The organism is Streptomyces sp. P13-3-3 (assembly GCF_050571355.1).
Taxonomy (GTDB): domain Bacteria; phylum Actinomycetota; class Actinomycetes; order Streptomycetales; family Streptomycetaceae; genus Streptomyces; species Streptomyces althioticus.
This window is the reverse complement of record NZ_CP192228.1, coordinates 4086008-4099254: the sequence shown is the minus strand read 5'-3', so window position 1 is coordinate 4099254 and position 13247 is coordinate 4086008. Positions and strand designations below refer to the sequence as shown.

General features: G+C 72.1%; 12 protein-coding genes. 7 read left to right on the top strand and 5 right to left on the bottom strand.

The features are described 5' to 3' along the window. Nucleotides 1-654 precede the first annotated feature (654 nt). Together ACQZOG_RS18855 and ACQZOG_RS18850 are read right to left on the bottom strand one after the other, a co-directional pair. Entirely contained in the window at nucleotides 655-1770 is a 1116-nt protein-coding gene (locus tag ACQZOG_RS18855; protein ID WP_351035359.1) for an adenylate/guanylate cyclase domain-containing protein, read from the bottom strand. A gap of 583 nt (nucleotides 1771-2353) precedes the next feature. Continuing rightward, nucleotides 2354-3298 (bottom strand): biotin--[acetyl-CoA-carboxylase] ligase, encoded by a 945-nt coding sequence (locus ACQZOG_RS18850; protein WP_391604922.1) that lies wholly within the window; start codon nucleotides 3296-3298, stop codon nucleotides 2354-2356. Nucleotides 3299-3408: 110 nt separating this feature from the next. Between ACQZOG_RS18850 and ACQZOG_RS18845 the strand changes: the two genes are divergently transcribed. The 4 genes from ACQZOG_RS18845 to ACQZOG_RS18830 all read left to right on the top strand — a co-directional run bounded on the left by ACQZOG_RS18845 (nucleotide 3409) and on the right by ACQZOG_RS18830 (nucleotide 6167). Next, nucleotides 3409-4998, top strand: a complete 1590-nt coding sequence (locus ACQZOG_RS18845; RefSeq protein WP_033272274.1) for an acyl-CoA carboxylase subunit beta — start codon at nucleotides 3409-3411, stop codon at nucleotides 4996-4998. Between the two features lie 9 nt (nucleotides 4999-5007). Further along, nucleotides 5008-5223: an acyl-CoA carboxylase epsilon subunit gene (locus ACQZOG_RS18840; RefSeq protein ID WP_033272275.1), complete on the top strand. Its 216-nt coding sequence runs from the start codon at nucleotides 5008-5010 to the stop codon at nucleotides 5221-5223. 128 nt (nucleotides 5224-5351) lie between these two features. Next, on the top strand, nucleotides 5352-5480 hold the full coding sequence (gene mmpB / locus ACQZOG_RS18835; protein WP_086703397.1) for a morphogenic membrane protein MmpB: 129 nt from the start codon (nucleotides 5352-5354) through the stop codon (nucleotides 5478-5480). Nucleotides 5481-5546: 66 nt separating this feature from the next. Next, nucleotides 5547-6167, top strand: coding sequence for a Maf family protein (locus tag ACQZOG_RS18830; RefSeq protein ID WP_033272276.1), 621 nt, complete (start codon nucleotides 5547-5549; stop codon nucleotides 6165-6167). Here the strand turns inward: ACQZOG_RS18830 and ACQZOG_RS18825 are convergent. Beyond that, nucleotides 6136-6597, bottom strand: a complete 462-nt coding sequence (locus ACQZOG_RS18825; protein WP_078492991.1) for a hypothetical protein — start codon at nucleotides 6595-6597, stop codon at nucleotides 6136-6138. The two genes, ACQZOG_RS18830 and ACQZOG_RS18825, sit on opposite strands and share 32 nt — an antisense overlap. Before the next feature lie 364 nt (nucleotides 6598-6961). Between ACQZOG_RS18825 and ACQZOG_RS18820 the strand changes: the two genes are divergently transcribed. Next, nucleotides 6962-8734, top strand: coding sequence for an acetyl/propionyl/methylcrotonyl-CoA carboxylase subunit alpha (locus ACQZOG_RS18820; protein ID WP_058916852.1), 1773 nt, complete (start codon nucleotides 6962-6964; stop codon nucleotides 8732-8734). A 63-nt stretch (nucleotides 8735-8797) separates the two neighbouring features. Here the strand turns inward: ACQZOG_RS18820 and ACQZOG_RS18815 are convergent, their stop codons facing one another. Further along, nucleotides 8798-9763 (bottom strand): DeoR/GlpR family DNA-binding transcription regulator, encoded by a 966-nt coding sequence (locus tag ACQZOG_RS18815; RefSeq protein ID WP_063833240.1) that lies wholly within the window; start codon nucleotides 9761-9763, stop codon nucleotides 8798-8800. Nucleotides 9764-9862: 99 nt separating this feature from the next. Next, nucleotides 9863-11311, bottom strand: a complete 1449-nt coding sequence (locus ACQZOG_RS18810; protein ID WP_033272280.1) for an NAD(P)H-quinone dehydrogenase — start codon at nucleotides 11309-11311, stop codon at nucleotides 9863-9865. Between the two features lie 87 nt (nucleotides 11312-11398). On the opposite strand from ACQZOG_RS18810, the gene ACQZOG_RS18805 reads away from it, so the two are divergent. Together ACQZOG_RS18805 and ACQZOG_RS18800 are read left to right on the top strand one after the other, a co-directional pair. Further along, nucleotides 11399-11836, top strand: a complete 438-nt coding sequence (locus ACQZOG_RS18805) for a gamma-glutamylcyclotransferase (protein WP_033272281.1) — start codon at nucleotides 11399-11401, stop codon at nucleotides 11834-11836. A gap of 81 nt (nucleotides 11837-11917) precedes the next feature. Next, nucleotides 11918-12742 carry a purine-nucleoside phosphorylase gene (locus ACQZOG_RS18800; RefSeq protein WP_058916851.1) on the top strand — a complete coding sequence of 275 codons (825 nt, stop codon included), beginning with the start codon at nucleotides 11918-11920 and terminating at the stop codon, nucleotides 12740-12742. Nucleotides 12743-13247: the final 505 nt, after the last annotated feature.

Genomic DNA, 13247 nt, shown 5'->3' with positions numbered 1-13247 from the left:
CTCGCCTGAGCCGCACCGCCCCCGGCGCATACCGTGCGCACACCGCGCGCGCCGGGGGCGCACGCAGGGGGGAGACAGACGATGACACCCGACGAGACGCGCACCGTCCCCCGAGGACGCCACCGAAAACCCCGCCACCGCCGCGCCCTCCTGGCCGCGGGCGCCCTGACCCTGACGGCGGGCGCGGCGACGCTCATCCACCTGTCGACACCGGACGCCCCGCCGAGAGACACGCGGGCGGCCGCCCTCCCCTCCCCGGAGGAGAGCGGCGCCCCGACGGCACCGAGCGAGAATGCGGAGGCGGCGGGTCCCTCCAGGGCCCCCACCCCCCGGCAGACCCCACGCCCGGACCCGCGCCCGACGTCACCGAAAGCGCAGGGCGGGAAGGCGCGGGAGCCGCTCACCCAGCAGCCGACACCGCCACGGACGCCGTCGGAGAGCACCCGCACGATGACGCCCCCGCCCGCACCCCGGACGTCACACACATCCGAACCTCCACCGGAACACCGGCCGACACCACCGCCACCGCCGACCACGACACCCCCGCCTCAGCCCCCGCCGCCCGGCGACGAGGCCAAGGACGAGGACGACGACCGCGGGCTCTGCCTCCCCCTGCTGAACATCTGCCTGGGCGGCTGAGGGCGACGCCGACGGTCAGTCGGCGGGGGCCTCCTCCGGGGGAGTCCTCCGGCTGAGCAGCCAGGGCTCGACCACGCCGAGACCACGGACGGGCCGCTGGTACATCGGCTGGAGGGCGAACCGGTACGACGGCGGCTCCTCGCCCTCCTTCTCCGCTGCGGCCGCCGCCTCGGCGGCGGCGGCCTCACTGGCCGGCGCGTCACCGGTGCGGATGAGCTCCAGGGCGAAGTCGGAGTCGACGAGGACGGCGTCGCGGGGGGCTATGGAGGTCAGCCGGGAGGCGAGATTGACGGTCGTGCCGAAAACATCGCCCATCCGGGTGGTGACGGTGCCGAAGGCCATGCCGACGCGCAGTTCCGGCATGGTCTCGTCGTTCGCCATGGTCTCTATCAACCGCAGGGCGATCTCAGCGGCGGTCCCGGCGTCGTCGGCGGCGTACAGCACCTCGTCGCCGAGGGTCTTGATCAGCCGCCCGCCGCGCGCCGCGACCAGATCGGCGGCCGTCGTCTCGAAGGCCTCGACCAGCTCGCCGAGCTCCTCCTCCTCCATCCGCCGGGTGAGGCGGGTGAAGCCCACGAGGTCGGCGAAGGCGACGGCGAGCCGCCGGTCCACCATCTCCTCGTCGTCGGCCTCCTGCACCACACGCCCGGCCGAGGCGGCGAGCTGCCGCCGCCACACGTAGACCAGGAACTCCTCCAGCTCGGGCAGGAGCAGCTCGACGATCGGGTACGTGACCTCGGTGCGGGTCATGCCGGGCTCGGGCGGCTCCGTGAGGCCTTCCAGGAACGAGTCGATCTGCCATTCGGCCAAACGCGCGGTGGTCTGACCGGTGGACCGGGCGACCTGGACGGCCATGGCCTCGCTGAGCAGACCGGCCTCCACCAGACCCGCGAGGCGGCGCAGGGCGAGGACGTCCGCCTCCGTCAGGGCCTTCGCCTGACCCACGTCGGCGAAGCCCATGGCACGCCAGAAGCGGGTGGCGAGCTCCATCGTGACGCCGGCGCTGCGGGCCGCCTGGAACGGCGTGTAACGGCGCTCGGCGCCCAGAATGAGCTGCTCGAGGCGCAGAGCAAGCGGATCCTCGCCGTCGCCCTGCGCGTCCGCACCGGAACCCGAGTCGTCGACGCTCACGCGTTGCTGCCCTTCCGATCTGTCACGGCCATGTCTCGACCGGGCTCAACTCTACGGCAGGTGTGCGGTAGCTCACTCCGTCAGGTTGGGCCGTGGGTGAGGAGTGAGGCGCGTGCCTCTCCATACGCGCCGGGGGTGGCACCCGGGGGTGCGTTTTCAGCCACGGTCGTGCGGCGGGGTGGGTGTTGCACACCCGGCGCGGGGTTTGTGCGGGCGTGGGGTGTTGCCCACCCCGGTGCCGCGAGGGCGCCCGGCGTGGGTGCGGGCCGGGGGTTGTCGGCGCACCTCGGCGCCAACGAGGTACCGCCGCGCCCACCCGTGCCGCCCCAGGCGGCACGCATGCCCGCAGTTGGCGGGGCGACGCCCGCCACCGGTGTCGGTGTAGCCGCTCGCGGCGGGGAGGGGACGGGGTGGGGGTGGGCGCCCGCAGCGGCTGGCGCGTCCACGCCCTCCGCCACTCGAGACGCACTCTCGCGCCAGACCGAGGACGACCACCCCCACCGCGGCCCCGCACCACCACCCCACCCTGGGCGCTACAACAACCCCCACCGCACAGGTGAATGCGCCGCAGGCGCGCCCCGCCTCACCCCGCCCGCAGATGCACGATGTCCCCCGCCCCCACCGGCTCCTGCACCCCCGCCTCCGTAGCCAGCACCAACCGCCCGTCCCCGTCCACAGCCACAGCCTCCCCCACCAACGCCCGATTCCCGGGCAGCTCCGCCCGCACGACCCGCCCCAGCGTCGCGCACCCCGCCGCGTACGCCTCCTGCAACCCGCACGCCCCCGCGTCACCACCAGCGGCCCGCCACCGCCCGTACCAGTCCTCGATCCCCCGCAGCACAGCCCGCAGCAACGGATCCCGGTCCGTGCTCACCGCCCCCGCCAACCCCAGCGACCCCGCCGTAGGCACAGGCAGCTCGTCGGCCCGCAGGCTGACGTTCACCCCCACGCCCACCACCACTCCCCCGTCTCCCGTGGCCTCCGCCAGGATCCCCCCGGCCTTCCGCTCCTCTCCCCCCACCGTCACCAGCACGTCGTTGGGCCACTTCAACCCCGTGTCCACACCCCCGGCCCGAGCCAGCCCGGTGGCCACGGCGACCCCCGTCAGCAACGGCAGCCACCCCCACCGCTCCATGGGCACACCCGCGTCCCCGGGCCGCAGCGACACGGAGAAGAACAACCCGGACCGAGCGGGAGCCACCCACTTCCGGTCCAGCCGCCCGCGCGCGGCACTCTGCTCCTCCGCGACGAGAACAACCCCCTCCCCCAACCCCCGACCGCCACCACGACCGCCGGCGCCACCAGCACCACCACCGCCACCGCCACCGCCACCGCCACCAGCAGCCGCCCGCGCCACAAGGTCGGAGTTCGTGGACCCGGTCCGCTGCACCACGTCCAGCTCCCGCCACAAACCCCCCTCCCGCACCAGAGCCCGCCGCAACGCGGCGGCGTTCAAGGGAGGCCGGTCGAGATCGGACCACCGACTACGACGCGGCTCAGGGGATTCGGAGTCATCTCGGGGTGTCATGCAACCCACACTAGGTGTGGGAAACACCGCACTGCCGAACACACAGCCCCCCACTACGCTACGGATGAGTAACCGTCCCCCCTTTTGAGCAGGCAGGGAGCCGCATCCCGATGTCCGAGCCGGAAGAGCAGCAGCCTGACATCCACACCACCGCGGGCAAGCTCGCGGATCTCCAGCGTCGTATCGAAGAGGCGACGCACGCCGGCTCCGCACGTGCCGTCGAAAAGCAGCACGCCAAGGGCAAGCTGACGGCCCGTGAGCGGATCGACCTCCTGCTCGACGAGGGCTCCTTCGTCGAACTGGACGAGTTCGCCCGGCACCGCTCCACCAACTTCGGTCTCGACGCCAACCGCCCGTACGGCGACGGCGTCGTCACCGGCTACGGCACGGTCGACGGCCGCCCGGTCGCCGTCTTCTCGCAGGACTTCACCGTCTTCGGCGGCGCCCTGGGCGAGGTCTACGGCCAGAAGATCGTCAAGGTGATGGACTTCGCCCTCAAGACGGGCTGTCCCGTCATCGGCATCAACGACTCCGGCGGCGCCCGCATCCAGGAGGGCGTGGCCTCCCTCGGCGCGTACGGCGAGATCTTCCGCCGCAACACGCACGCGTCCGGTGTGATCCCGCAGATCAGCCTGGTCGTGGGCCCCTGCGCGGGCGGCGCGGTCTACTCCCCCGCCATCACCGACTTCACGATCATGGTCGACCAGACCAGCCACATGTTCATCACCGGCCCGGACGTCATCAAGACGGTCACCGGCGAGGACGTCGGCTTCGAGGAGCTCGGCGGCGCCCGCACCCACAACTCGACCTCCGGCGTCGCGCACCACATGGCGGGCGACGAGAAGGACGCGATCGAGTACGTCAAGCAGCTCCTCTCCTACCTGCCCTCGAACAACCTCTCGGAGCCGCCCGCCTTCCCGGAGGAGGCGGACCTGACGGTCACCGACGAGGACCGCGAACTCGACACGATCGTGCCGGACTCGGCGAACCAGCCGTACGACATGCACACGGTCATCGAGCACGTCCTCGACGACGCGGAGTTCTTCGAGACGCAGCCCCTGTTCGCGCCGAACATCCTCACGGGGTACGGCCGCGTCGAGGGCCGCCCCGTCGGCATCGTGGCGAACCAGCCGATGCAGTTCGCCGGCTGCCTGGACATCACCGCGTCGGAGAAGGCGGCCCGCTTCGTGCGGACCTGCGACGCCTTCAACATCCCGGTGCTGACCTTCGTCGACGTCCCCGGCTTCCTGCCCGGCGTGGACCAGGAGCACGACGGCATCATCCGCCGCGGCGCGAAGCTGATCTACGCCTACGCGGAGGCGACGGTCCCGCTGATCACCGTCATCACGCGCAAGGCGTTCGGCGGCGCGTACGACGTCATGGGTTCCAAGCACCTGGGCGCCGACCTCAATTTGGCCTGGCCGACGGCCCAGATCGCGGTGATGGGCGCGCAGGGCGCCGTCAACATCCTGCACCGCCGCACCATCGCCGAGTCGGACGACGCCGAGGCGACCCGGGCCCGGCTGATGCAGGAGTACGAGGACGCCCTCCTCAACCCCTACGTCGCCGCCGAGCGGGGTTACGTCGACGCGGTGATCATGCCGTCCGACACCCGCCGCCACATCGTCCGCGGGCTGCGTCAGCTGCGGACCAAGCGCGAGAGCCTGCCCCCGAAGAAGCACGGCAACATCCCCCTGTAAGGAGCCGCTGTGACGATCAAGGTCGTACGGGGCAACCCGACCCCGGAGGAGCTGGCCGCCGCACTGGCGGTGGTCAGGGCGCGCGCCGCGGCGGCGGCCGCCCTGCCGTCCGGCGCGCCGCCCACGGTCCCCGACGCCTGGTCCGACCCGTCCCGCATCGCCGCGCGCCGCGTGCCCCAGCCCGGCCCGGCGTCGTGGTCACGGACGTACTGGCCGGGCGGCTGATCCCGCTCCACTCCCCGGACGGGCCGTACGCACCCCGTACGGCCCGTCCGCACGTGCCGGGGCGTCCGTCGCCAAGTTGAGTACGCGTACTCAGGCGCCCTGAGCCGGCTGCGCCGCACGCTGGTGGAATGCTGTGGTCCGACCCCGAGAACAAGCCGCCGAAGGAACTGCGTGACACGCAGGAGATGCTGCGGCGGCTGGGCGTTCTCATGGCACTGGCCATGGTCCTGGCGATGCTGGTGATCGGCGTGAGGTGAGCCGCGCCCCCACCCGGCGTACCGACGCCGGACGAACCGTCCCGAGGACGCCGATACGCTGACCGCATGACAGATCAGCCGCGTCGCCGCCTCGTTCTCGCCTCCCAGTCCCCGGCCCGGCTCGGGCTGCTCCGCCAGGCCGGACTGACGCCCGAGGTGATCGTCAGCGGCGTCGACGAGGACGCCGTCTCCGCCCCCACCCCCGCCGAGCTGGCGCTGGCCCTGGCCGAGGCGAAGGCGTCCGTGGTCGCGGCGAAGCCCGAGGTGAAGGGCGCGCTGGTGATCGGCTGCGACTCGGTGCTGGACCTGGACGGCCAGGCCCTCGGCAAGCCGGAGGACGCCGAGGAGGCCACCGCGCGCTGGAAGGCGATGCGGGGCCGCGCGGGCACGCTCCAGACCGGCCACTGCGTCCACGACACCGTCAGCGGCCGCTACGCCTCCGCCACCGCCTCCACGGTGGTCCGTTTCGGCCAGCCGTCGGACGAGGAGATCGCGGCCTACGTGGCCTCGGGCGAGCCACTGCACGTGGCGGGGGCGTTCACCCTGGACGGCCGCTCGGCGCCGTTCATCGACGGCATCGACGGCGACCACGGCAACGTGATCGGCATCAGCCTGCCGCTCGTACGGCGCCTGCTGGCCGAGCTGGGCGTCGGCATCACGGAGCTGTGGGCGCCGCGGGAGGACTGACGGGCGGCCCGGCGTCGACGGGCTCGTCGGACTTTCCCGGCCGCCCGTCGTACGTCATCAGGAGCAGCACGATCAGCGTGAGGACGACGACCATGAAGAGGAACGCCGTCCACCCGATCAGACCCCACGCGAAGGCGCCGAGCAGCGCGTGCACCACGGCGGCGCTGATCAGCAGCACCTTGCCGAAGCCGGCCGGGGCCCGGTCGCGCAGCGCGACCAGCAGGGCCACCACGCCGCACAGGGCGAAGTAGAGCCCGAAGACCACCCCGCCGGCCTTCGACGACACCGACATCACGTCCGGGTCGAGGCCGGCCAGTGACATGTCCTGCCGGTCGACGACGACACCCAGGAACCAGTTCACCGCCAGTACGCCCAGCGCCTCGGCGAACAGCACGAGCGCGACGATCCACGCCACCGGTCTGCGGACCACCGGCCCCCACCCACTTTCGAGCACGACTGTGGTTACCCCGAGTATGTTCGGGACGACGCGAAGGCTACTAACGGGTAAACCTCGGTACAAGGGGCGTGCGGCGGGCAAAGAATCATTGGGCCATTCGTAGGGACTCCACAAAGAATCGAAGTGGGCCGCAGCACGCTCTCACAGAGACCTTGACCACACGACGGGGCTAGGGTTTCCGGGAGGAGTCCTGCGTACCGAGGTGCGACAAGGGATTTCGCGGGTCGGGCGAGCCTCGCATCACGCTCCGTGTGGGCAAGCTCACCACTGGGGACGGGTCGAAGTGCCGTGTCGGCAGTCCCTAAACTCGGCTTGTTTCAAGGAGGGAGCCTCAATCGTGCGCAAGGTGCTCATCGCCAACCGTGGCGAAATCGCTGTCCGCGTTGCCCGGGCCTGCCGGGATGCCGGAATCGCGAGCGTTGCCGTCTACGCCGACCCGGACCGGGACGCTCTGCATGTCCGCGCCGCGGATGAGGCGTTCGCCCTGGGCGGTGACACTCCGGCCACCAGTTACCTCGACATGGACAAGGTGCTGAAGGCCGCGCGGGAGTCGGGGGCCGACGCGATCCACCCCGGTTACGGCTTCCTCTCGGAGAACGCCGAGTTCGCCCAGGCCGTACTGGACGCGGGCCTGATCTGGATCGGCCCGCCCCCGCAGGCCATCCGCGACCTCGGTGACAAGGTCGCCGCCCGGCACATCGCCCAGCGCGCCGGCGCCCCGCTGGTGGCGGGCACGCCCGACCCGGTGTCCGGCGCGGACGAGGTCGTCGCGTTCGCCGAGGAGCACGGCCTGCCGATCGCCATCAAGGCCGCCTTCGGCGGCGGCGGACGCGGCCTGAAGGTCGCCCGGACCCTGGAAGAGGTCCCCGAGCTGTACGACTCGGCCGTGCGCGAGGCGGTCGCCGCCTTCGGCCGCGGCGAGTGCTTCGTCGAGCGCTACCTGGACAAGCCGCGCCACGTGGAGACCCAGTGCCTGGCCGACAGCCACGGCAACGTGGTCGTGGTCTCCACCCGTGACTGCTCGCTGCAGCGCCGCCACCAGAAGCTGGTGGAGGAGGCCCCGGCGCCGTTCCTGTCGGAGGAGCAGAACGCCGAGCTGTACCGCGCCTCCAAGGCCATCCTCAAGGAGGCCGGTTACGTCGGCGCGGGCACCGTGGAGTTCCTCGTCGGCAACGACGGCACGATCTCCTTCCTCGAGGTCAACACGCGCCTCCAGGTGGAGCACCCGGTGACCGAGGAGGTCTCCGGCATCGACCTGGTGCGCGAGATGTTCCGCATCGCCGACGGCGAGGAGCTCGGCTACGACGACCCGCCGCTGCGTGGTCACTCCTTCGAGTTCCGCATCAACGGCGAGGACCCGGGCCGCAACTTCCTGCCCGCCCCCGGCACCGTCACCACGTTCGCCCCGCCGTCCGGCCCGGGTGTCCGGCTGGACGCGGGCGTGGAGTCCGGCAGTGTGATCGGCCCGGCGTGGGACTCCCTGCTGGCGAAGCTGATCGTCACCGGCGCCACCCGCGAGCAGGCCCTGCAGCGCGCCTCGCGCGCCCTGGAGGAGTTCACGGTGGAGGGCATGGCCACGGCCATCCCGTTCCACCGCGCGGTGGTCAAGGACCCGGCGTTCGCCCCCGAACTGACCGGCTCCGGCGAGCCCTTCACGGTCCACACCCGCTGGATCGAGACCGAGTTCGTCAACGACCTGAAGCCCTTCGCCTCGCCCGTGGACGCGGACGCCGAGGAGGAGGCCGGCCGCGAGACGGTCGTCGTGGAGGTCGGCGGCAAGCGCCTGGAGGTCTCCCTGCCCGCGTCGCTCGGCATGAGCCTGGCGCGCACGGGTCTGGCCGCCGGCGCCAAGCCGAAGCGCCGCGCCGCCCGCAAGTCGGGCCCCGCGGCCTCCGGCGACACCCTCGCCTCCCCGATGCAGGGCACGATCGTCAAGGTCGCGGTCGAGGAGGGCCAGGAGGTCAAGGAGGGCGACCTGGTCGTCGTCCTGGAGGCGATGAAGATGGAGCAGCCCATCAACGCCCACCGCTCCGGCACCGTCAAGGGCCTGAACGCCGAGGTCGGCGGCTCGGTCACGTCCGGCGCGGCGATCTGCGAGATCAAGGACTGACGCTCACGTCACAGCGCCCGGCGTCCTCCCACGGGGGGCGCCGGGCGCTTTCGTGTACGCCGTTCAGCGCCGCCGCATGTCCGCCACCCGGGCGGCCCGCTCGGCACCCTGTCCCTGGTCGGACGCGGCGCCCAGCGCGACGGCCGTGCGCAGGCCGGGGGCCTGGCGCCTCGGGCCGGGCAGCGGAACGTCACGGCGCTGCCGCCCCGACGGAGGGCCGTCACCTCCCGCGCTGCCGTTTCCCCCCGGCGCCCCCGCGACGGCGATCTGCACGCCCTGGTCGGCGAGGGCCTGGAGCTCGGTCGCCGCGCGGTCGTCGTGCGGGGGCGGCTCGTCGGTGACCAGCCGGGTGATGAGGTCCGTGGGCACCGTCTGGAACATGGTGTCCGTGCCGAGCTTGGTGTGGTCGGCGAGGACCACCACCTCGGCGGCGGCCTGCACCAGCGCCCGGTCGACGGACGCCGACAGCATGTTGGACGTGGACAGCCCGCGCTCCGCGGTCAGCCCGCTGCCCGAGAGGAACGCCCGGGACACCCGCAGCCCCTGCAGGGACTGCTCGGCGCCGCTGCCGACGAGGGCGTAGTTGGAGCCGCGCAGCGTGCCGCCGGTCATCACGACCTCGACCCGGTTGGCGTGGGCGAGCGCCTGGGCGACCAGCAGGGAGTTGGTGACGACCGTCAGCCCGGGGACCCGGGCGAGCCGGCGGGCCAGCTCCTGCGTGGTGGTGCCCGCGCCGACCACGATGGCCTCACCCTCCTCCACGAAGTTCGCGGCGAGGTCGGCGATGGCGGTCTTCTCGGCGGTGGCGAGATGCGACTTCTGCGGGAAGCCGGACTCGCGTGTGAAACCGCCCGGCAGCACCGCACCGCCGTGCCGGCGGTCGAGGAGTCCTTCTGCCTCCAGCGCGCGCACGTCCCGCCGTACGGTCACTTCGGAGGTCTGGACGACGCGGGCGAGTTCACGGAGCGACACGGCCCCGTTCGCTCGCACCATTTCGAGGATCAATTGGCGACGTTCTGCAGCGAACACGAAACTGACAGTAACGCCGACGACCGTCTGCTTTCAGCAGTTTGCGCTGAATAGCAGAAGTTGTTCGCACGGCCCCACAGCAAGTGGTATAGGGCCGGGTCAGGCCTCGCCGCCCGCCTTCCGCGTGTGCAACTGCCGCGCCACCTCGGCGATCGAGCCAGACAGCGACGGATACACGGTGAAGGCGTTCGCGATCTGTTCGACGGTCAGGTTGTTGTCGACCGCGATCGAGATGGGGTGGATGAGTTCCGAGGCGCGCGGCGCCACGACGACACCGCCGACGACGATGCCGGTGCCGGGGCGGCAGAAGATCTTGACGAAGCCGTCGCGGATGCCCTGCATCTTGGCGCGCGGGTTGCGCAGCAGCGGCAGCTTCACGACCCGTGCGTCGATCTTCCCGCCGTCCACGTCGGCCTGCGAGTAGCCGACGGTGGCGATCTCCGGGTCGGTGAAGACGTTCGACGACACCGTCTTCAGATTGAGCGGAGCGACCGCGTCGCCGAGGAAGTGGTACATGGCGATCCGCCCCTGCATGGCGGCCACCGAGGCGAGGGCGAAGACACCGGTGACGTCACCGGCCGCGTACACACCGGGAGCGGTGGTCCGCGAGACCTTGTCGGTCCAGATGTGCCCGGACTCCCGCAGCCGCACGCCGGCCTCCTCCAGGCCCATGCCCGCGGAGTTCGGGATGGCACCGACGGCCATCAGACAGTGCGTGCCGGTGATGACGCGCCCGTCGGCCAGGGTCACCTCGACCCGGTCCCCGACCCGCTTGGCGGACTGCGCCCGCGACCGCGCCATCACGTTCATGCCGCGCCGACGGAAGACGTCCTCCAGCACGGCGGCGGCGTCCGGGTCCTCGCCCGGAAGCACGCGGTCACGCGAGGACACCAGCGTGACCCGCGACCCGAGGGCCTGGTAGGCGCCCGCGAACTCGGCGCCCGTGACACCGGAACCGACCACGATGAGCTCCTCGGGGAGCTCGTCCAGGTCGTACACCTGGGTCCAGTTCAGGATCCGCTCCCCGTCGGGCTGCGCGTCCGGCAGCTCACGGGGATGCCCGCCGGTCGCGATGAGCACGGCGTCCGCGGTGAGCGTCTCCTCGCTCCCGTCGGCGGCGGTCACGACGACCTTGCGCGACCCGTCGAGCGCCTGCATCCCGTCCAGCCGCCCGCGCCCGCGCATGACACGCGCGCCGGCACGCGTCACGGAGGCGGTGATGTCGTGCGACTGCGCGAGAGCGAGCCGCTTCACACGGCGGTTGACCTTCCCGAGGTCCACACCGACCACCCGGGCGGCCTGCTCCAGCGGCGGGGTGTCGTCCGCGACGATGATCCCCAGCTCCTCGTAGGAGGAGTCGAAGGTGGTCATCACCTCGGCCGTGGCGATCAGGGTCTTGGACGGCACGCAGTCGGTCAGCACCGACGCACCGCCCAGGCCGTCGCAGTCGACGACGGTCACCTCCGCGCCGAGCTGCGCGGCGACCAGCGCCGCTTCGTATCCGCCGGGTCCGCCACCGATGATCACGATCCGAGTCACGTACTCCATTGTCCCGCACACTTCACCGTGCGCCCGCCCGGGGGTGCATCCCCTGAGCCACGACCGTCGCGGCACCCCCTGCCGTACCCTTCCCCCATGTCGCTCTACGCCGCTTACGCCGGCAACCTCGACGCCCGGCTGATGTCCCGCCGCGCCCCGCACTCGCCGCTGCGGGCCACCGGCTGGCTCAACGGCTGGCGGCTGACGTTCGGGGGCGAGCACATGGGCTGGGAGGGCGCTCTCGCGACCCTGGTCGAGGACCCGCTCTCCCAGGTCTTCGTCGCCCTCTACGACATCGCGCCCATGGACGAGGAGTCCCTGGACCGCTGGGAGGGCACGGGCCTGGACATCTACCGCCGCACGCGGGTCCGGGCGCACACCCTGGACGGCGAGGAACACGCCTGGACGTACGTCCTGAACTCCTACGAGGGCGGCCTGCCCTCCGCCCGCTACCTGGGCGAGATCGCCGACGCGGCGGAGTCCGCGGGGGCACCCCACGACTACGTGATGGAGCTCCGTAAGCGCCCCTGCTGACGGAAACGACAAGACAACGATCGCCATCCCGTCACCTCCCACATCTACGCGCGTAGGCGAATTGCGGCTACCCTCGTCGACGTGAACGCTTCTCTTCTTCCGGACGACATCCAGGGCGACCCGTACGCCGCAGCCGACGCCGCCGCAGCCCGCCTGCGCGAACTCACAGGCGCCGAGACCCACGACGTCGCCCTCGTGATGGGCTCCGGGTGGGCCCCGGCAGCGGACGCGCTCGGCACCCCCGAGGCCGAGCACCCGGTCACCGAGCTGCCCGGCTTCCCGCCGCCGGCGGTCGAGGGCCACGGAGGCAAGATCCGCTCCTACCGCATCGGGCAGAAGCGTGCCCTGGTCTTCCTGGGCCGCACCCACTACTACGAGGGCCGCGGGGTGGCCGCCGTCGCGCACGGCGTCCGTACGGCCGTGGCGGCGGGCGCGAAGACGATCGTGCTGACCAACGGCTGCGGCGGCCTGCGTGAGGGCATGCGCCCCGGGCAGCCGGTCCTGATCAGCGACCACATCAACCTGACGGCGACGTCGCCGATCGTCGGCGCGAACTTCGTCGACCTCACGGACCTCTACTCGCCGCGTCTGCGCACGCTGTGCAAGGAGATCGACCCCTCCCTCGAGGAGGGCGTCTACGCCCAGTTCCCCGGCCCGCACTACGAGACGCCGGCGGAGATCCGTATGGCGCGTGTCATCGGGGCGGACCTGGTGGGCATGTCCACGGTCCTGGAGGCGATCGCCGCGCGTGAGGCGGGCGCGGAGGTGCTGGGCATCTCCCTGGTCACCAACCTCGCCGCCGGTATGACCGGCGAGCCGCTGAACCACGAGGAGGTCCTCCAGGCGGGACGCGACTCGGCGACACGCATGGGCGAACTGCTCACCCAGGTGCTGGGCCGCCTGTAACCCCCTCCTTCACAGCGGGGCTGTGCACCAGCGGGGGCGGGTTCAGTAACACCCGGCGCGGGTGCAGGCCGGGGGCGTCGACACCACCCGCGCACAAGGGGTGCTGCCACACCCCTACCCCGATGGCACCGGCGATGGTGCGGGCCGGGGGGAGTCGGCGCACCTCGGCGCCAACGAGGTGCCGCCGCGCCCACCCGTGCCGCCCCAGCGGCACGATTGCCCGCGGTTGGCGACAGTTGCGGCCGCCGCCCGCCCAACGGCTGGCGCATATGCGGCCGCCGCGCGCCACCGGTGTCGGTGTTGCCGCGTACGGCGGGAGGGGACGGGGTGGGGGTGGGCGCCCGCAGCGGCTGGCGCGTCCACGCCCTCCCCCTCGTAAGCACCCTCATCGCGCCAGACCGAGGACGACCGCCCCCACCGCGGCCCCGCACCACCCACCGCCCGTAGGCGCTACAGCAACCCCCACCGAACAGAACCCTGCGCCGCAGGCGTCAGACCCAAGCCC